Annotated in this window: 17 protein-coding genes; 3 read left to right on the top strand and 14 right to left on the bottom strand. The window is 55.3% G+C overall.

Going from position 1 to position 20,154, the window contains the following annotated elements:
• Positions 1-51 precede the first annotated feature (51 nt).
• The 5 genes from J1C54_RS12195 to J1C54_RS12215 all read right to left on the bottom strand — a co-directional run bounded on the left by J1C54_RS12195 (position 52) and on the right by J1C54_RS12215 (position 5,501).
• The gene (locus tag J1C54_RS12195) at positions 52-1,314 is read right to left on the bottom strand and encodes an HD-GYP domain-containing protein (RefSeq protein WP_229148221.1); all 1,263 of its coding nucleotides are present in this window, start codon (positions 1,312-1,314) and stop codon (positions 52-54) included.
• A gap of 153 nt (positions 1,315-1,467) precedes the next feature.
• Positions 1,468-1,932: a phosphohistidine phosphatase SixA gene (gene sixA / locus J1C54_RS12200; protein WP_229148222.1), complete on the bottom strand. Its 465-nt coding sequence runs from the start codon at positions 1,930-1,932 to the stop codon at positions 1,468-1,470.
• On the bottom strand, positions 1,932-2,960 hold the full coding sequence (locus tag J1C54_RS12205) for an NAD(P)H-dependent glycerol-3-phosphate dehydrogenase (protein ID WP_229148223.1): 1,029 nt from the start codon (positions 2,958-2,960) through the stop codon (positions 1,932-1,934). The genes sixA and J1C54_RS12205 overlap by 1 nt, the downstream gene beginning before the upstream one ends.
• Positions 2,961-2,979: 19 nt before the next feature.
• Positions 2,980-3,879, bottom strand: coding sequence for a TIGR01777 family oxidoreductase (locus J1C54_RS12210; protein WP_229148225.1), 900 nt, complete (start codon positions 3,877-3,879; stop codon positions 2,980-2,982).
• Positions 3,876-5,501 carry a hypothetical protein gene (locus J1C54_RS12215; RefSeq protein ID WP_229148226.1) on the bottom strand — a complete coding sequence of 542 codons (1,626 nt, stop codon included), beginning with the start codon at positions 5,499-5,501 and terminating at the stop codon, positions 3,876-3,878. Before J1C54_RS12215 ends, J1C54_RS12210 begins: the two co-directional genes overlap by 4 nt.
• 214 nt (positions 5,502-5,715) lie before the next feature.
• Here J1C54_RS12215 and J1C54_RS12220 point away from each other — a divergent pair, with 214 nt between their 5' ends.
• Both J1C54_RS12220 and J1C54_RS12225 read left to right on the top strand, forming a co-directional pair.
• Positions 5,716-6,588, top strand: a complete 873-nt coding sequence (locus J1C54_RS12220; RefSeq protein ID WP_229148227.1) for a DMT family transporter — start codon at positions 5,716-5,718, stop codon at positions 6,586-6,588.
• 197 nt (positions 6,589-6,785) lie between these two features.
• Positions 6,786-7,034 carry a PA3496 family putative envelope integrity protein gene (locus J1C54_RS12225; protein WP_229148229.1) on the top strand — a complete coding sequence of 83 codons (249 nt, stop codon included), beginning with the start codon at positions 6,786-6,788 and terminating at the stop codon, positions 7,032-7,034.
• Between the two features lie 75 nt (positions 7,035-7,109).
• On the opposite strand, the gene sucD is transcribed toward J1C54_RS12225, so the two are convergent.
• The 9 genes from sucD to sdhC all read right to left on the bottom strand — a co-directional run bounded on the left by sucD (position 7,110) and on the right by sdhC (position 18,365).
• Positions 7,110-7,985 (bottom strand): succinate--CoA ligase subunit alpha, encoded by an 876-nt coding sequence (sucD, locus tag J1C54_RS12230; RefSeq protein WP_229148233.1) that lies wholly within the window; start codon positions 7,983-7,985, stop codon positions 7,110-7,112.
• On the bottom strand, positions 7,982-9,151 hold the full coding sequence (gene sucC, locus J1C54_RS12235; protein ID WP_229148236.1) for an ADP-forming succinate--CoA ligase subunit beta: 1,170 nt from the start codon (positions 9,149-9,151) through the stop codon (positions 7,982-7,984). The genes sucD and sucC overlap by 4 nt, the downstream gene beginning before the upstream one ends.
• Positions 9,152-9,239: 88 nt before the next feature.
• Positions 9,240-10,679, bottom strand: a complete 1,440-nt coding sequence (gene lpdA, locus J1C54_RS12240) for a dihydrolipoyl dehydrogenase (RefSeq protein WP_229148239.1) — start codon at positions 10,677-10,679, stop codon at positions 9,240-9,242.
• A gap of 51 nt (positions 10,680-10,730) precedes the next feature.
• A complete protein-coding gene (gene odhB / locus J1C54_RS12245; protein ID WP_229148242.1) occupies positions 10,731-11,939 on the bottom strand; it encodes a 2-oxoglutarate dehydrogenase complex dihydrolipoyllysine-residue succinyltransferase in 1,209 nt (402 codons plus the stop codon).
• 37 nt (positions 11,940-11,976) lie between these two features.
• A complete protein-coding gene (locus tag J1C54_RS12250) occupies positions 11,977-14,811 on the bottom strand; it encodes a 2-oxoglutarate dehydrogenase E1 component (RefSeq protein WP_229148246.1) in 2,835 nt (944 codons plus the stop codon).
• Positions 14,812-15,117: 306 nt separating this feature from the next.
• The gene (locus J1C54_RS12255) at positions 15,118-15,834 is read right to left on the bottom strand and encodes a succinate dehydrogenase iron-sulfur subunit (RefSeq protein ID WP_229148247.1); all 717 of its coding nucleotides are present in this window, start codon (positions 15,832-15,834) and stop codon (positions 15,118-15,120) included.
• 12 nt (positions 15,835-15,846) lie between these two features.
• On the bottom strand, positions 15,847-17,622 hold the full coding sequence (sdhA, locus tag J1C54_RS12260; RefSeq protein WP_229148252.1) for a succinate dehydrogenase flavoprotein subunit: 1,776 nt from the start codon (positions 17,620-17,622) through the stop codon (positions 15,847-15,849).
• A 3-nt stretch (positions 17,623-17,625) separates the two neighbouring features.
• Positions 17,626-17,997: a succinate dehydrogenase, hydrophobic membrane anchor protein gene (gene sdhD, locus J1C54_RS12265; RefSeq protein WP_229148255.1), complete on the bottom strand. Its 372-nt coding sequence runs from the start codon at positions 17,995-17,997 to the stop codon at positions 17,626-17,628.
• On the bottom strand, positions 17,991-18,365 hold the full coding sequence (sdhC, locus tag J1C54_RS12270; RefSeq protein WP_370635655.1) for a succinate dehydrogenase, cytochrome b556 subunit: 375 nt from the start codon (positions 18,363-18,365) through the stop codon (positions 17,991-17,993). The genes sdhD and sdhC overlap by 7 nt, the downstream gene beginning before the upstream one ends.
• Before the next feature lie 391 nt (positions 18,366-18,756).
• Between sdhC and gltA the strand changes: the two genes are divergently transcribed.
• On the top strand, positions 18,757-20,043 hold the full coding sequence (gene gltA / locus J1C54_RS12275) for a citrate synthase (protein ID WP_229148260.1): 1,287 nt from the start codon (positions 18,757-18,759) through the stop codon (positions 20,041-20,043).
• Positions 20,044-20,154: the final 111 nt, after the last annotated feature.

Consider the following 20,154-nt stretch of genomic DNA (forward strand, 5'->3'; position numbering starts at 1 on the left):
AGCCGGCACAAGGCCGGCGTTCCATATCAAGTTAGAGTAACCGTTTGCAGATCAGGCGGCGTTAACCTGAACTCTCGCCAAATCAACGTTATACGCACCCGCCTTAAGACAGCCGGCGATAGTCAGTGGCTTATCATGACTATCACGCTCAACCTCCAGCAAATTGACAACTCTAGGCATGGATAGCTGACGCTTGTCCTGATCAAGCACCACCATCACCTGCGGGCGCAAGCGGCGAGTTGGGTTCTGGGCAATCACCACACCCACTTCGTTGTTGGAAAGCTCTACAAGGGTTCCAGTGGGATAGACGCCAATGGCCTGGATAAACTGCTCCACCAGCGCACTTTGGAATGCCTTGTCGCGCTGATCATAAAGGTTTGAAACTGCCTCCGTGGAGGTCACTGACTCAGCATAGGGGCGCGGGCTGGTAATCGCATCATAGGTATCAACAATGCCGGCAATGCGCGCCAATAGGGGAATCTGGCTGCCACTAAGACCATGGGGATAGCCACTGCCGTCATGACGCTCGTGGTGATACTGCACCACCCCCAGAATCTGCTCATTGATATTGTCACAGCTCTCCAGCATATCCAGACCGTAACGCACATGCTGACGTAATTCGGCTTGCTGTTCACCACTCAGAGATGCCTCTGCACGGCCAAGCAACTCCCTGGGCATACGCGCCATGCCAATGTCCATCAGCAAAGTGCCAGTCGCCAGATTGAGCAGCACGTCCTCCGGCAAACCAATATGACGGCCAAACACAGAGGCCAGAATCGATGCCCGGACGCTGTGGCTGTAACCGTAGGAATCTTTGTCTTTCAAACGCGCCAGCCAGACCATTGCATCCGGGTTGCGCATAACGCTTTGCACCACCACTGAGGCGGCCTTTCTGGCCACCGGAAAACTCAGCGCCTTGCTCTCTCTGGCCTGCCCCAGCAAGTGCAACATCGCACGACTGATTTCACGATGATAGGGAGCAGCAGTGGCTACTTCTCGCTTGAGTGGCTGACTGGTGCGATAGCGGGTCGGAGTAAACTTGCCAAGATTGCCTCGCACCGCTGTCGGGGCGGCAGGACGGACAACGGGACGGTCGCTTACCGCATGGGGAGGCAGTGCCGCATTAATGACACTGCGACGCACATCAATAAGAACGAATTTGCACCACACCCTCAGTTTTTCGATATCGTCCTGAGAACGAATGGGGAAGCCCTGCAGGGGAAATGGCGTCTCAATCCACGGACGATCCAGCTGCGACACAAACATGCCGACCTGCAGATCCGATGTGGCGACTTTCTCGACCTTGACTGCCATAACATGCCTTCTGACGAAGAGGTGGTGTAGCGCTTTACAGTATCTACTACTTTCTTACTAACAATTAGGGATCATCTCACACTGGATACGTGATAATCATCACACTCAGAAAAAAAGCCCAGTTTCTGCCGACGAACGGCTGCTGGCGGGCTCTCAGCGCATATCCGCCGGGCTGCGCAGCCACAGCAAACGCCCCCCACCCGGAGCCATAACGTCCACATCAACACAGGCAACAGCGCCCACCGGGAACGGATAACGCTGACCATCCACCAGCACACCACACAGCAGGTCCACAAATGGCATATGACTGACCAGAGTCCAGCCATCATCAGCCCGCAAAGCGATCAACTCCTCAATGACTTGGGCAGGCTCGCCATCCGGGGTAATACTGCTCATCTCGCCGCGAGCCACCTGAGGAAAGCTCATGGCAATAATATCGGCGGTCTGGCGCGCCCGCACATAGGGACTCGTGATCAGCTTGCTCGGCGTGACACCACGCTGGGACAACGCCTGCCACAACTGCGCCACATCTTCCCTGCCACGCTGGGTCAATGCTCTGGCCTGATCTGTTGTGGTCTGCCCTTCTGCCTCACCATGACGGACGATATACAGGCGCATCAGTGTTTCCCCGGCACCACAAACTCAACATCATGGTTATGCTCGCCGCCCATCAGATCGGCGATGACCTTCTGCACTGGCTTGCCGGCAAACAGTATCTGCCCAAGTCCGGCAGCAATGGGCATATAAACGCCCAGCTCTTCCGCCCGCGCGGCAACCAGTCGCACCGTATTGACGCCTTCCGCGGTCTGGCCCAACTCTGCCACCGCCTGATCAACTGACTTCCCCTGACCAATGGCATAACCAACCCGATAGTTACGCGATAGCGATGAAGTGCAGGTAACAATCAGGTCACCAACGCCGGCCAAACCGAGAAAAGTAAGCGGATCCCCACCCAGACGCACGGCAAAGCGACTCATCTCCGCCAGGCTACGGGTAATAAGAAAAGCGCTACTATTTTCGCCGACACCAAGCGCTGCGGCCATACCGGTGGCCATGGCATAAATATTCTTCAGTGCGCCAGCCAGCTCCACGCCGAAGCGATCCGGATTATCGTAAACCCGGAAATAGCTACAGCTCATGGCATCCTGAACCCGTTGACACAAAGTCTCATCGGGGCTGGCGATGACCGTACCGGAAAAGCGCTTTTCAACCACTTCGCGAGCAAGGTTTGGACCACTAAGCACAGCGACACGCGCCTGCGGCCACTCACGCTCAAGCAGTTGGCTCATAAGCAGGAAGCCATCCGCATGAATGCCCTTGGTGCAACTGACAACTATCGTATCTGGACGAATCAGCTCCCGGGCAAGTGGCAACACATCTGCAAATGCCTTGCTTGGTAATGCGACAAAAACCAGAGTGGCTCCACTCAGGGCATCCTCCAGCGACTCAGTAGCCAGCAGCCCCTCCGGCAAAGCCTTGCCGGGCATATATCGAGTGTTTTCTCGCTGCTCGTTAATGGCCGCTACAGTTTCCGGGTCGCGCACCCAAAGACGAGCATCATGGCCGTTCTCCGCCAGGATGGTTGCCATCGCCGTACCAAAACTGCCACCACCAAGGATGGTGGCCACTTCACGAGAATCTGTCATTGCAGAGTTCATCTCCAGATTATTTTTTGCATAGTGCCGTCAGTGCCTGATCAATTGATGGATAGGCAAAGGTGAAACCCTGACTATCAAGGCGCGCTGGCAAAACCCTCTGACCACCAAGCAGCAGAACGGACATTTCCCCCAATGCCAACTTCAACGGCAAGGCAGGAGCAGAAAACAGCGCCGGACGGTGACAGGCACCAGCAAGGGCCTCATGGAAACGACTGTAGGTGACCGGCTGCGGAGCCACCGCATTGTACACACCCTCCGCAGATTTCTGCTCAAGGCAGCGCACCAGCAAGGTCACCAGATCATCCAGATGAATCCACGACAGCCATTGCTGACCGCTACCCAGTCTGGCGCCCAGGCCAAGACGATAAAGTGGTATAAGCCGGGATAGCATGCCGCCATGCCCCAACACCACACCAATCCTCAGAACACAAACTCGTAAACCACGACGGCCAATATCTCGGGCGGCTTTTTCCCAAGCATCACAAAGTAAATAGGTGAAATCACGGCGCGCTGCCGGGCTGGCTTCCGTCAACTCAAGCGAACCCGCGTCTCCATAAAAACCGACGGCGGAACCATTAACCAGAACTGAAGGGCGCTGATTGAGACGATCCACCAACTTTGCCAGCGCTTCGGTAACACCAACCCGGCTGTCCAGCAAGGCCTGCTTGCGTGCCCTGCTCCAGCGCCGGTCCGCAATGCCTTCACCGGCCAGATTGATCAAGCCATCAATTTTTTCGTCGTCAGCAATTTCATCCAGGGAGCTGACCAATCGGGTGCCGTCAGGCAGTTTGGCCGCAGCCTTTGCAGGCGAACGAGACAGCACAATCAGCTCGTGACCACGCGTAGCCAGTTGTCTGCAGAGAGCCGTACCAACGAAACCACTACCGCCGGTGAGCAAAACTTTCATCGCGTCACTTCCGTCAGAGAAACAATATCCGCCGGCGAGTAGAAGTACTCCAGACTACCGGTGCCGACTCGCACGCTGAGCGTCAACTGACGCTCAGTGACTGCCGTGAGAATACCGGTTCTTGTGCGCGTATCACGACTGGTGATAGTCACTTCACGGCCTACCATAGCCGTAAACTCAAGTGCAGTCTCTGCGACTTCAGACAGCGTCTCAGGCTCTTGCGCCTCGCTGGTAGCAGTGCTCTCTGGCACAACGGGCTGGACTTCTGGCAAGCCACCCTCAGCCAGTTCAACACCCGCTAGCAACACCTGCTGACCACTGGCAAGAACAATGTATTTGAGCTCCTGCTCAGCATAGGAAAACTCTGCCGTGCCGCCAGCCACATTGGACTCAATAAACAAACGATTACGGCGCAGACCACGCAGAATCCCCTCTCGGGTGCGGCCATCAACCTGATAAATCACCCCTTGCTGGCCGTTTAGCGTGTCCAGCGAAGCAAACTCCAGTGTCACCGGCGGCGGCGCCTCAGCCACAACCTGACCACGCTGGGGGGCGGCACCAGGAACCACCAGACGGAGCTGCTGGTTACCACCTTCTGCCAACACCCGGGTCTCCATCTTGCCCGGTCGCACGGCCCAGCCAATGTCTGCGCGATCAAACTTCATATCTCGCTGCTCAATACGACCATTCACCAGGGTGATGGTGGCAACGCTGACACCCCCGCTTTCGCTCATTAACAAGCGAGTGTCACTGAATTGGATGCTGCTAACCGTTTTTTCGGGAAACTGGGTTTCCAGGTACTGGCGACCAACGTATTCCAGGGTGTCTGGGTGATCATAGGTTAAATCGACGCGATCTTTGATAAAGCGCAGGTTGTTGGTACGCACCGCAAGCTCCCCAGACAGGTAACTACGATCCGGGTCCGGCAGAATCACTTGCATAAAACCGGTCAAGGTATGCGCGTCGCGACGGGTTAACTGCAGCTCCATCTGGTAGCCGCCACGAATGATCTCTGTATGTGGCGTGCTACCGTCCTCCGCTCGCCAGGTAATCTGCAACTCTGGCGCGGACTCATCCGCAGGCCTGACATAGAAGGTCTGCCGCTCCTGTGTCACCGTTGCGGGATCCAGATCAAGCAGAATGCGAACCTCAATATCCGGGATAAATCCCTCACCCTGCTGAGCAGATAGCACGCCTCCAACCAGCTTGGCATGACTGTACAAAAACGGCTGGCCACGTAGCCGCCCGGACAGCATCGGATTGGCGTCACTACGAATGGCCAGCAGCACCGCTTCCTGTGAGTTGGCAAAGGTATTAATCTCGGCTCGCTTACTACCAACCAACTCTGCAGGCGCACTGACACCGAACAAACGGCGCGGCTGCTCTAGCACTAGAGGGTCCCTTGCCACCGCAACCGCTCCGGAAATCAACACCAAAGTCGCGCCCGCAACCCTTAGCAAGGCCGCCAGCCAGACATCCGACCAGAAATGCCGAATATAGCCACTGCCGGCAAATGGCAGGGCAAACATCAACGAACTCCTGCCACGATGCTGGGCGTCCATCCCCAACATGACGGTACCCATTAAAAAAATGGTCAGACCAACAATCAGCAGGGCACTCACCATAGCTTCCTGATTCCTCTGTAATATCTGCCCGGCGGACAGTGCAAATCACCTGCACTTTACAAAGGAACCTCCGGACAAGTCCATGACGAATGCCCGCTTCTGGCGCATCGACTGATAACCTGCGCAGATTCACATCCAGGCCACATACATCGATACTTGGCGACTCTGCTGGCTACAACCAGCCACAGATCACATCACAGAGCCAGAAAGCATGCACAGCGACCGCCACAATCCCGTACTCGGTATTAGCTATGCCCTGGCTACCAGCCTTGTAGCCAGCACCGCTGCTGCCAGTGCCAAGTACCTTAGCGGTAGCCTGTCACCGTGGTTCATCGTCTGGTGTCAGTACGGGCTGTGCACCTTGCTGACTCTTCCCTGGGTGCTACGTCAGGGCATGGATGGCTTACGCAGCCGACGCCTCGGTCTCCACTTGGTACGCTCGTTAGGCGGCTGGCTTGGCTTTACCACCTACTATCTCGCCCTGCCATTTATCGCGCTGGCGGATGCAAGCGTGCTTCGGTCTGCCGCTCCCCTGTGGGTGCCCCTCATTGTTTTTGTATGGTTTCGCGAAAAGGTTCCCGCTGTCCGCTGGATAGCGCTGCTATCTGGCTTTGTGGGCGTCCTCCTGATCCTGCGCCCCGATACTGGCAGCATTAATCCGGGTCACCTGCTCGGCATGTTTGCAGGCATCGGACTTGCCATTTCCATGGCCACCACCCGCGCGCTGTCCACCAGCGAACCAGCGACCCGGGTATTGTTTTACTACTTCTTCATTTCCTTTATCGCTTCTAGCCCCATGGGCATAGCCCATTTCAGCCCGGTTTCTGCGGCTCAGTGGCCCGCTTTGCTGTACGTCGGCCTGTCCATTTTTCTGACCATGGTGCTGTACAACCGGGCCTACAGCCTCGCACCCACCAGTCTGGTGGCACCTCTGGGGTATGTGGCTGTGCCAGCAGCGGCATTAATTGACTGGCTGATCTGGGATCACCTTCCGGACCACTGGATGCTGGCCGGCTGCACCCTGATTATCCTCAGCGGCATCTTTGCAGTAACCCTGCGTGGGCGAGGTCAGGGCGACCACTGACCTCCTCTGCACAACCATTTGTCTGGCAAAAATTCTGTGATGAAAAAAAATGCTTGTCGAATGACATCGTCAGCGCTATATAGGCGCCAAGAGAGCAATGCAATCTATCCGTTTGCCTGACCTCTCGAACTGGCAGTCATGTGATACTCAGGGAGCCGTGCATACGCCTCCGGGCGTGCGCGGACCCCAACAACAACATGGGGACCGTCATGGCCAGCAGTCGCATTAATACCGATCAAGACGAAACGGATGATTTGCTGATGAACGAAGACGCTGATTTCATCGAAGAAGAGCAGGACGAGGCGGACGTTCAGAACAGTCGATCTAAAAGCTTCAATCTAGACATGCGCCATCGTATAGAGAACAGGCTTGAAGAGAGACGTCTGCAACGCGAGCTGAATGAATACGAATTCTTCGAGCTGGACGACGAAGATACTGTGCATTAAAAAAAGGCCCGCATAGCGGGCCTTGTCATAGTGCGCTGTGGCACCCGCGTCGCCCTCTGGACGACACGGGTACTATTACCAGCCTGTCAGCTCTTTAAGAGCCAAACCCATCTCGGATGGGTTACGCACAGTTTTCACTCCGGCAGCTTCCAGTGCCGCGAACTTCTCATCAGCAGTGCCTTTGCCGCCGGCAATAATGGCGCCTGCATGGCCCATACGCTTGCCCGCCGGGGCAGTCACACCGGCAATGTAAGATACTACCGGCTTGGTAACATGATCTTTAATAAACGCAGCAGCTTCGTCTTCTGCGCTACCGCCAATCTCGCCGACCATGATAATCGCCTCGGTCTGCGGGTCATCCTGGAACAGGCGTAAGGCATCAATAAACGTCATACCAGGAATCGGATCGCCGCCAATACCGATACAGGTAGACTGACCAAAGCCCAGCGCCGTGGTCTGATTCACCGCCTCGTAGGTCAGCGTGCCAGAGCGGGAAACAATACCCACCTTGCCCGGCTGATGAATATGGCCAGGCATAATGCCAATCTTGCACTCGCCCGGAGTAATAATGCCTGGACAGTTCGGACCGATAAGGCGGACACCGCCCTTACGGATGACATACTCCTTTACCTCAAGCATATCCAAGGCCGGCACACCTTCGGTGATGCAGACGATTAACTCGATACCTGCGTCCGCCGCTTCCAGAATAGAATCCTTGCAGAATGGCGCAGGCACATAGATCACTGAGGCATTGGCACCAGTGGCCTCCACCGCTTCGCGCACGGTATTAAAAACTGGCAGGCCCAGATGGGTCTGACCACCCTTGCCAGGAGTTACACCACCAACCATTTTGGTGCCATAGGCAATCGCCTGCTCAGAATGGAGTGTCCCCTGAGAGCCGGTAAACCCCTGACAAATAACCCGGGTTTCTTTATTGATCAGTACGCTCATGCTGCACCCCCGACCGCCTTAACGACCTGCTCGGCAGCATCGTTAAAACCAGTTGCTGCGATAATGTTCAGGCCGCTTTCAGCCAGTTTCTTACTGCCCAGCTCGGCGTTGTTACCTTCGAGGCGAACGACCACCGGCACCTTAACACCCACTTCCTTGACCGCACCGATAATACCCTCGGCAATCATGTCGCAACGGACAATACCGCCGAAAATATTCACCAGAACAGCTTTCACATTGCTATCGGAAAGAATGATCTTGAACGCTTCGGTGACCCGCTCTTTGGTGGCTCCACCGCCAACATCAAGGAAGTTGGCCGGAGCGCCGCCCTTCAGCTTGATGATATCCATGGTCGCCATGGCCAGACCGGCACCGTTGACCATGCAGCCGATGTTTCCATCCAGGGCCACATAGTTCAGCTCCCATTCCGCCGCGCGACGTTCGCGTTCGTCTTCCTGAGAAGGGTCTTCCATTGCCTTTAGCTTGGGCTGACGATAAAGCGCACTACCATCCAGATTAATCTTGGCGTCCAGACAATGCAGGTTGCCTTCTTTGGTAATAACCAACGGGTTTACTTCCAGCAACGCCAGATCGTTCTCTTCAAACAACTTGGCGAGGCCAAGGAAAATCTTGGTGAACTGCTTGATCTGCCCAGCATTCAAACCAAGCTTGAACCCAATCTCTCGTGCCTGATAGGGCTGCGCGCCAACCAGCGGATCAATGGCCGCCTTGAGAATCTTTTCCGGAGTTTCGTGGGCAACTTTCTCAATTTCCACGCCGCCTTCCGTAGATGCCATAAAGACGATCCGACGACTGGCACGATCGAGCACTGCACCTAGATACAATTCCTGGGCAATGTCAGTACAGGACTCAACCAGAATCTTGGACACCGGCTGGCCGTGCTCATCAGTCTGATAAGTGACCAAGCGCTGGCCGAGCCACTTCTTGGCAAAGGCGGCGGCCTCTTCTGCAGACTTGACCAACTTGACGCCACCAGCCTTGCCACGACCACCGGCATGCACCTGAGCCTTGACCACCCACTCAGTGCCACCAATTTCTTTAAGCTTTGCCGCTACCTCTTCCGGGGTATCGCAAGCAAATCCTTTGGAAACCGGTAGTCCGTATTCTGCAAACAGCTGTTTGCCCTGATATTCATGGAGATTCATGTTCTGATCCCGTTATCTTCCGTTAAGGAACTGTTCTCCGAAACAACCCAGTGACCTTGTGAGCCACCGGATCAACCTTCGTTCTGTGTTATTTCTTGCGCTTACGCTGAGCAATGTGAATCGCTTTAGAGTCCACCGCCAGGGCAGCCTCATGCACCGCTTCAGACAGCGTTGGATGACCAAATACCATCAGCTGCAAATCTTCCGTGGTGGCACCGAACTCCATTGCGATCACGCCCTGCTGGACCAGCTCGGAAGCCTGTGGTCCAAGCACATGCATGCCGAGAATGCGATCTGTCTTCTCATCGGCAATAAACTTGACCATGCCGTGACTTTCACCTGCCGCGAGCGCTCGGCCGTTAGCCGCAAATGGCACAACACCGGTTTTGTAAGGCTCGCCGCTGGATTTCACTTCCTCTTCGGTCTTGCCTACCCAGGCAAGTTCTGGATGGGTGTAAATTACCCATGGAATAGTGTCGTAATTCACCTGTGTATGCTCACCAGCAATTACGTCGGCGACCATAACACCCTCTTCCATTGCCTTGTGAGCAAGGGCTGGACCACGCACCAGATCACCAACGGCGTATACCCCTGGCACATCCGTGCGACACTGCTGATTCACATAAATAAAATTACGCTCGTCCATGGTCACACCGGAATCCGCAGCCAAAAGATTCTGTGTTACCGGACGACGCCCCACTGCCACGATCAGACGATCAAAGGTTTCCTGATGTTCGCCACTGGCATCGGTGTAAGTGACATTAACTTTCTTGGCCTTTACTTCAGCGCCGGTTACGCGAGCACCAAGGCGGATATCCAGACCCTGCTTGGTAAGAATCTTACGCGCCTCCTTAGCCAGCTGCTGGTCCACCGGCTGGAGAAACCCGTCTACGGCCTCCAGCACGACCACCTCGGCTCCCAAACGGGACCAGACACTCCCCAGTTCCAGGCCAATCACACCGGCACCGATCACGCCGAGACGCTTGGGCACTTCACTAAAATCCAGCGCACCCGTGGAATCAACGATGCGATCGTTATCCACCGCTGCCACCGGAATACTTACAGGCTCTGAGCCCGCCGCCAGAATCACATTCTGGGCAGCCAGCACCTTAACTTCACCGTCGTTACTGGTGAACTCAACTTGCTTGCCGGCAAGCAATTTACCGCTACCCTGCAACCAATCAATTTTGTGTGCCTGAAACAACTGGGCAATACCACCGGTCAGCTGCAGAACCACCTGATCCTTACGCTCAACCATTTTCTTAACATCAATAGACAGTTTGCCCGTGCCAATACCATGATCGGCAAAACTGGCCTCGGCCTCGTGATAGCGCCAGCTGGAATCCAGCAGAGCTTTCGACGGGATACAGCCAATATTCAGACAAGTGCCACCCAGCGCAGGCTTGCCTTGCTTATTAATACGCCGCTCAACACAGGCCACCTTCATACCAAGCTGGGCACAGCGAATTGCAGCGACATAGCCGCCCGGGCCACCGCCGATTACGACGACATCGTATTGTTCAGACATAATCTTTCCCACTTCTGTCATGGAGGCGCCGGTCATGCCGGCGCCGATGCGTCAGATATCCAGCAACAAACGTGCCGGATCCTCAATAAACTGCTTGATGGCCACGAGGAACTGCACCGCTTCACGACCATCAATCAACCGGTGGTCATAAGAGACTGCCAGATACATCATCGGCAGGATTTCCACCTTGCCATCAACTGCCATCGGCCTTTCCTGAATCTTATGCATGCCGAGAATGGCTGTTTGCGGCGGGTTCAGAATGGGAGTCGACATCAGCGATCCAAATACACCACCGTTGGAAATAGTGAAGGTCCCGCCAGTCATCTCTTCGATGGACAACTTGCCTTCCCGAGCTTTTTTCCCAAACTCGATAATATCTGTTTCGACTTCCGCCAGCCCCTTCTGATCAGCGTCGCGCAACACAGGAACTACAAGGCCCCGATCACCGGACACGGCGACGCCGACGTCGTAGTAACCGTGATAAACAATGTCGTCGCCGTCGATTGAAGCATTCACCATGGGGAAGCGTTTCAACGCCTCAACACAGGCACGCACAAAGAAGCTCATAAAACCAAGGCGAACACCATGAGCCTTTTCAAAGTCGGCCTGATAATGCTTGCGCATATCCATGATCGGCTTCATGTTGACTTCGTTGAAAGTGGTCAACATGGCAGCATTATGCTGGGCATCCACCAAACGCTCCGCAATACGTTTGCGCAGCCTGGTCATTGGCACGCGGCGCTCTTCACGATCGCCATTTGCCACTGGCGCCGGCGCAACCGCAGCTGGCGTCACTGGCGCTGGCGCTGAGGCTTTCTGCTGCTCGCGCTGCTTCAGCGCGTTATCCACATCATCGCGGGTAATTCGCCCACCCTTGCCAGTGGCCTCAACCTTGCTGGCATCCAAGCCGGCTTCCGCCAAGCGCTTGCGAGCTGCCGGCCCTGCCACTGGCGCCTTATCTTCTGCAGCAACAGGCGCGCTGGCAGGCTCTGATTGAGTTTCTGTCGCCGGCGCAGCACCATCGCCCGCTTCGAGCACCGCCAGTAATGCCTGGCTTTCGATGGTGTCGCCTTCACCATGGTGAATCTTGGTCAGCACACCATCCGCTGGCGCCACGACTTCGAGCACGACCTTGTCGGTCTCGATATCCACCAGCAACTCATCACGACTGACACGATCACCTTCCTGCTTATGCCAGGTTGCGACGGTACCGTCAGCCACGGATTCGGGAAACTGCGGAGCTTTGATTTCAATAGACATGATCTGTCCTGCGTCCTTTTATTGATCCGTTATTCGGTTATTCGATGCCAAATGCATCGTTAATCAGTCGTTGCTGCTGCTCTACATGCAAAGCCATGGATCCAGCCGCCGGGGCAGCCGCGCTTTCCCGGCCAGCATATTGCAGGTACAGCTGAGCATTGTGCTGTTGAATCACATGACGCATGTGATGCTGACTACAGTACCAAGCGCCCTGGTTCTGCGGCTCTTCCTGACACCAGGCAACGTGCTTTAGATTCTTGTAAGGGGCGATAACTTCCTGCAAACGCTGCTCCGGAAACGGATAGAGCTGCTCAATCCGGACAAGCGCAGTATTGGTAATGCCATCGTTCTCGCGCTTTTCAAGCAGGTCGTAGTAGACCTTGCCTCCACACAGCACCAGACGAGTTACCTCATCTGCATTTACATCAGTATCCGCAAGAACGGTTTCAAAGCGGCCTTCAGATAACTCCTCCAGCGTCGAAATTGCCCGCTTGTGGCGAAGCAGACTCTTCGGGCTCATCACCACCAGCGGCTTGCGCGTTGGGCGCAACGCCTGGCGGCGAATAAGGTGATAAATCTGCGCCGGCGTAGTCGGGGTACACACCTGAATGTTCTGCTCAGCACAAAGCTGCAGAAAACGTTCAAGACGGGCAGAGGAGTGTTCAGGCCCCTGCCCTTCGTAGCCATGCGGCAGAAGCAGCGTCAAACCGCAGATGCGCGCCCACTTGGACTCACCTGAAGAAATAAACTGATCGATCACCACCTGAGCACCATTGGCGAAATCACCGAACTGGGCTTCCCAAATGATTAATGCCTGTGGCGTTGTTGTCGCATACCCATACTCAAATGCCAGCACGGCCTCTTCAGAAAGCAGCGAGTCATAAATATCGAACGGCGGCTGGGCTGGATCAATATGCTGCAGTGGCACATAGGCCTCACCATTTTTCTGGCTGTGCAGCACTGCATGGCGATGTGAGAAGGTACCTCGGCCAACATCTTGGCCAGTGAGACGCACTGGAACGCCCTCATCAAGCAAGGTAGCGTATGCCATGGTCTCAGCGTAGCCCCAATTGATTGGCATGGCACCGGCGGTCATTTTCTGACGGTCTTCAACAATCTTTTTGACCTGACGCTGCAACACCACACCTTCAGGAATTGTTTCCAGACGGCCGCCAAGCTCCTGCAAACGCTTGAGGCTGAAGGAGCTATCCCAATCATCGCTGAGCGTATGCCCCAGATAGGGAGACCAATCAACAAACAAAGCCTTATTCGGCTCTCTCACCAAACTCTTGACGACATGAGTACCTTCGTCGAGCAGGTTACGATAGTCCTCAATAAAACGGGCATTCTCAGCCTCGTTGATAATCCCTTCGCGCATCAACTGCTCTGCATACAAAGTGCGAGTAGTCGGATGGGACTTGATTTTCTTGTACATCAGCGGCTGAGTAGCAGACGGCTCGTCCGCCTCGTTGTGACCAAGACGCCGGTAGCAGATCAGATCGATAACCACATCTTTCTTGAACTGTTGACGATAGTCGACGGCCACCTGAGTAACGAAATACACCGCCTCCGGATCATCCGCGTTGACATGGAAAATGGGCGCTTGCACCATTTTAGCCACATCTGTGCAGTACTCCGTTGAACGAGCATCTTCGCGCTTGTGAGTGGTAAAGCCGACCTGATTATTGACGATCACATGCACGGTGCCACCGGTTTTGAAGCCGCGGGTCTGGGACATCTGGAACGTCTCCATGACCACACCCTGACCAGCAAATGCCGCGTCACCATGAATCAATAATGGCACCACCTGATCGCCCGCATCGTCATCACGACGATCCTGACGAGCGCGTACCGAGCCTTCCACTACGGGAGACACAATCTCCAAATGTGACGGGTTAAATGCCATCGCCAGATGCACTTCTCCACCGGGCGTTTGCACATTAGAAGAGAAGCCCTGATGGTATTTCACGTCACCGGAGCCCTGCTCGATAAAGCTCTTTCCTTCAAACTCACCAAACAGGTCTGCAGGGCTCTTGCCGAGTGTGTTGACCAACACATTCAAACGGCCACGGTGGGCCATGCCGATGACCACTTCCTTGACGCCATAACTACCGGCTCGCTGGATCAACTCATCAACCAGCGGAATCATAGACTCGCCACCTTCAAGGCCAAAACGCTTGGTCCCCGGGTACTTGTTACCCAGATATTTTTCCAAGCCTTCGGCCGCAGTAAGACGCTCGAGCAGATGTTTCTTGATATCGGCGCTGTATTGCGGATGGCTGCGCACGGTTTCCATACGCTGCTGCAACCAGCGTTTTTCTGCGGTATTGACGATATGCATATATTCCGCACCCACTGTTGAACAGTAGGTGCCTTTAAGGCAATCAACGATTTCCCGCAGCGTGGCTTCCGGTTTGCCGATAAACAAATTACCGGTCTGGAACACGGTATCCAGATCCGCACTGGATAGACCGTGATGGGACAGCTCAAGATCCTGAACCTCCTCACGCTCCATCTGGCCCAGCGGATCAAGCCGCGCCACCTGATGACCGCGGTTGCGGTAGGCAGCGATCAAATGCAGTACACGTACCTGACGACGCTCATGCTCACTACTTACCGAGCCTGCACCAACTTTCTGCACTCGCGAGCGGTTTTTCGCCTGCAGCAGAAAATACTCGCGCACGGCAGAGTGCGGCACGTCAGACTCAACGGCACCATCAACAGCAGGGAGTTTTTCAAAATAGGAGCGCCAGTCTTCAGGCACGGAGTTGGGATCAGTTAGCCAATCTTCATACAGGTCATCGACCCAAGCGGCGTTTGCGCCACCAATATGGGAGGAACCCCATTGCCGATACATGGAACTGTCTTGCATTGCAGCGCGTTCCCTCATGAGGAAGGATGCCACACTCCAGCTGCTGGCCTGGTCGATATGGTGACCGCAGGGAGATAGCCCCGTTCCCACTTCTCTTCAGTTCAAGAGCCGGCACTTTGTGAGCACCAACTCTCCCTTATTCGGTTGTCTCCGAGGGGTTACCCCGGATTGCTCCAAAGTCTAGCCCCTTTTGCTGAGCATTGTTAGGCACAATGCGTAAAAAGTGACTGACACAACACAACATTTTGCAGATCAACCCTGCCATCAGGGGTAAAAAAAAGGCGACCCGCAGGCCGCCTCTTTTACTTATACCGCCCGCTCGAGCAGCATCTCCCGAATATGGCCAATGGCCCGGGTTGGATTCAACCCCTTCGGACAGACACTGACGCAGTTCATGATGCCGCGGCAACGGAACAGCGAGAACGGGTCATCCAGCTTACCCAGACGCTCATCAGTGGCCTGATCACGGCTGTCCGCAAGGAACCTGTAGCTCTGCAGCAATGCAGCCGGCCCCAGGAACTTGTCCGGGTTCCACCAGAACGACGGACAGCTGGTTGAGCAGCAAGCGCAAAGAATACACTCGTACAGACCGTCGATCTTCTCGCGATCTTCCGGCGACTGCAGGCGCTCTATAGCCGGTACCGGGGTGTTGTTCTGCAGGTACGGCTGCACCTTTTCGTACTGGTTGTAGAACATGGTCATGTCGACAACCAGATCACGAATCACAGGCAGGCCCGGCAGAGGACGCAGAATCAGCGCCTTCTTACCCTCCAACACGCCCGGCGCGGTGGCCGACAGCGGTGTAATGCAGGCCAGGCCATTCTTGCCGTTGATGTTCATGCCATCCGAGCCACACACACCCTCACGGCAGGAGCGCCGGTAACCCATGCTATCGTCCTGCTCCTTCACCAGGTTCAGAACATCCAGCACCATCAGGTCCTTGCCACCGGTGTCGACCTCGTACTCTTTCATGTACGGCTCGCGGTCGGTCTCCGGGTTGTAACGGTAAATACTGACTTTCATACAGGCTCTCCGTCAGTAGGTGCGAACTTTCGGCTGGAAGGTATCGACGGTCTTCGGCTTGAAGTTAACGTCGCGCTTACCAAGCTGCTTGGTTTTAGGGTCGAAAATTGAGTGGCACAGCCAGTTCTCGTCATCACGATCCGGATAGTCGTAACGGCTGTGGGCACCACGGCTTTCGGTACGACCTTCAGCGGCGATGGCGGTGGCTTCTGCCACTTCGAGCAGGTTATCCAACTCCAGCGCCTCGATGCGCGCAGTATTGAAGGCCTGGCTCTTGTCGCCCAGATGCGCTTCGCCAATACGGCTACGCAGATCAGCCACTTTCTTGACGCCATCAATCATCAGGTCACCCTTGCGGAATACCCCGAAGGCGTTCTGCATAGTGCTCTGCAGCTCTTTACGCAGGCTGGCCACTGACTCGCCGCCCTTGGAGTCGTCCCAGCGACGCAGGCGAGCCATGGCACGATCCATGTCATCACTATTTGGCTCGGCCTGATCCATGCCCTGACGCAATGCATCTTCGATATAAAGACCCGCTGCGCGACCAAATACCACCAGATCAAGCAACGAGTTACCACCCAGACGATTGGCACCATGCACAGATACGCAAGCCACTTCGCCCACCGCAAACAACCCTGGAATTTGCTCTGCCTGACCCTGGTGGCCGCCATCCAGACGCAGCGCCTGACCATGAATATTGGTCGGAATACCACCCATCATGTAATGGCAGGTGGGCACCACCGGAATCGGCTCTTTCACCGGATCAGCATGAGCAAAGGTCTTGGATAGTTCACAGATGCCCGGCAGGCGGCTATGCAGCACTTCCTCACCAAGGTGATCCAGCTTCAGGTAGACATAGTCACCGTTCGGACCGCAACCACGGCCATCGAGGATTTCCATCATCATCGAACGGGCCACCACGTCACGGCCGGCGAGATCCTTGGCATTGGGGGCGTAACGCTCCATAAAGCGCTCGCCATCCTTATTAATCAGGTAGCCACCTTCCCCGCGGCAGCCCTCGGTCACCAGCGTACCCGCGCCGGCAATACCGGTGGGGTGGAACTGCCACATCTCGATGTCCTGCACCGGCACGCCAGCGCGCAGCGCCATGCCGATACCATCACCAGTGTTGATCAGGGCATTAGTGGTAGAAGAGTAAATACGGCCGGCACCACCGGTGGCAAAGACAGTCGCTTTTGCCTTGAAGAATACGGTCTCACCGGTTTCGATGCAGATAGCGATTACCCCGGCAGCATGGCCACGGGCATCGGTGACCAGCTCAGCGGCATACCACTCGCTGTAGAACTGGGTGCCATTCTTCAGGTTCTGCTGATACAAAGTATGCAGCAGGGCATGGCCAGTACGGTCAGCTGCAGCACAGGTGCGGGCAGCCTGACCACCCTCACCAAAGTTCTTCGACTGACCACCGAAGGGACGCTGATAGATGCGACCTTCTTCAGTACGGGAGAACGGCAGGCCCATATGCTCAAGCTCGAACACGGTCTGCGGACCAACCGAACACATATATTCGATGGCATCCTGGTCACCGATATAGTCGGAACCCTTGACGGTGTCATACATGTGCCAGCGCCAGTCGTCATTCGGATCAGCCGAAGCGATGGCGCAGGTGATACCACCCTGAGCAGACACCGTATGCGAACGGGTTGGAAAGACTTTCGAGATCAGTGCGGTTTTAAAGCCGGACTGGGCCATTTGCAGCGAGGCACGCATGCCTGCACCGCCGCCACCAACTACGATGGCATCAAAGGTTACCGTGCGAATGCTCATGGATCAGGCGCCTCCCCAAATAATCACCAGACCCCAGAGTACGTAAACGAGGGTCAACAACGCGATAACGAGCTGAGCAATCAACCGGACCACGGTACCCGCAGCACCAATCTGACGATTGGTCAGATAGTCGGTAGTCACGGTCCACAGGCCGACCCATGCATGGGCGCCAACAGCGACGATCATAAAAGTATTGGCAATCTGCATCACCAGACACCCCATAAAGCCTGACCAGGCCTCATAGGTAACCTCGCCCTGAGCAATCAGCCAGCCCAGCACGACCAATGTATAAATAGCCAGAAGGACAGCACTAACACGCTGTACCAACCAGTCTGACAGGCCATTACGGCCCAGACTTGTAACGCTGGTTACCATACCCAGACCCCCGCGAGAATGATCAGTACCGCAGCAATAGCGAAACTAAGAATGGCGCCGCGGCGGCCGCCTTCCAGAGTTTCACCGATGCCCCAATCCATAATCAGGTGCTTGATACCAGCCACCAGGTGATACAGCACAGCTGCCAGAATCGCCCAGACCACCAATTTGGCGAGGGGCGCTGTCAGCAGTTCTTTGGTTTGCGCAAAGCTTTCCGGAGATGCCAAAGAGCGATCCAACAGCCACAGCAAAATCGGAATCGCCACAAACAGGGCGACACCGGCAACACGGTGGGTGATGGAGGCCAGGGCGGGAACCGGGAACTTGATCGTAGTCAGATCGAGATTTACGGGACGCTTGTCGTTCACGTTAGCCATCACTATGCCAGGCTCCTGTGGAAGGAGCGGTTGTCGGGAACGTGCGAAAAAACAGCACTGGACGGAATCCGTTACCACTCATCGGGTATGCCCCGGTGCGTAGCGGGGCGCAAGTATAGCCCTGTGTCCATCGAAAACAAACAACCTGAGCGGAAAAAAACCGCCAACATACTGTTTTCAAAGGGCCAATTTCACGCGACCCTCAGGTCACAGATTTTCCGACGTAACATGCTGTTTACCTTGCACATTTATGAAAGTGTGAAAAATACCCGTTTCGTTGACAAAGATGTGTCAAAACTTTAATTTCGCCCAGCCTCGGCGAGCCAAACAGATCCCTGCCATTTACGTCCGGCCGCCACTCCGCCTGCGAAGGAGAACATCCATGACCGAGAAGAACGCCATCCTCAAGGTAGAGGGCCACGACGATATCAGCCTGCCAATCTACACGCCGACCATGGGTCAGGACGTGATTGATGTGGCCAGCTTGACCGGCAAGGGCCTGTTCACCTTTGACCCAGGCTTTACCTCCACCGCCTCCTGCGAGTCGAAGATCACCTATATTGATGGTGAGAAAGGACAGCTGCTACACCGTGGCTACTCCATCGAAGAGCTCGCCAACAAATCCGATTATCTGGAAGTCTGCTACCTGTTGTTATTCGGAGAGCTGCCCACTGCTGAGCAGAAGGAATCCTTCGTCAGCACCGTGAAAAACCACACCATGGTTCACGAGCAGCTGCAGTTCTTCTACCGCGGCTTCCGCCGTGACGCACACCCAATGGCGGTCATGTGTGGCGTGGTTGGTGCCCTGTCAGCGTTTTATCACGACTCCACCGATATCAAGAACCCAATGCACCGGGAAGTCACTGCCTATCGGCTGATCGCGAAAATGCCGACCATTGCTGCGATGTGCTACAAGTATTCCGCTGGCCAGCCATTTATGTATCCACGCAATGACCTGAGCTACTCGGAAAACTTCCTGCACATGATGTTCGGCACCCCGTGCGAAGAGTCGAAGATCAGCCCGGTACTGGCCAAGGCCATGGACCGCATCTTCATTCTGCATGCGGATCACGAACAGAATGCCTCCACCTCGACTGTGCGTTTGGCAGGCTCCTCCGGTGCCAACCCGTTCGCTTGTATCGCTGCTGGCATTTCCGCATTGTGGGGCCCCGCACATGGCGGTGCCAACGAAGCCGTGCTGAACATGCTTGACCAAATCGGCGACGTGTCCAACATCGACGCCTACATCGCTAAAGCCAAGGACAAGAACGACCCATTCAAGCTGATGGGCTTCGGTCACCGGGTATACAAGAACTATGATCCACGCGCTTCCGTAATGCGTGAGTCATGCCACGAAGTACTGAATGAGCTCGGCATCCATGATCCGCAGCTGGAGTTGGCGATGAAGCTGGAAGAAATCGCCCTTTCTGATCCGTACTTCAAGGAGAAGAAGCTGTTCCCGAACGTCGACTTCTACTCCGGCATCATCCTGAAAGCGATGGGCATACCCACTTCCATGTTCACCGTCATCTTTGCCCTGTCCCGTACCGTGGGCTGGATCGCTCACTGGAACGAGATGATCTCCAATCCGTACAAGATTGGCCGTCCGCGCCAACTGTACACTGGCTATGACGAGCGCAAGTTCACCCCGGTGAATGAACGCAAGTAATTGCCCGCTAAAACAGAAGTATGAAAACGAGAGGCCACCTTAGGGTGGCCTTTTTTGTGCGCCAGGCGTTTTATGCGACACAGACAAAGTCGGCTTCCGCCTACCCATTAG

Origin of the sequence: Alcanivorax sp. 1008 (assembly GCF_020667895.1) — a bacterium.
Taxonomy (GTDB): domain Bacteria; phylum Pseudomonadota; class Gammaproteobacteria; order Pseudomonadales; family Alcanivoracaceae; genus PGZG01.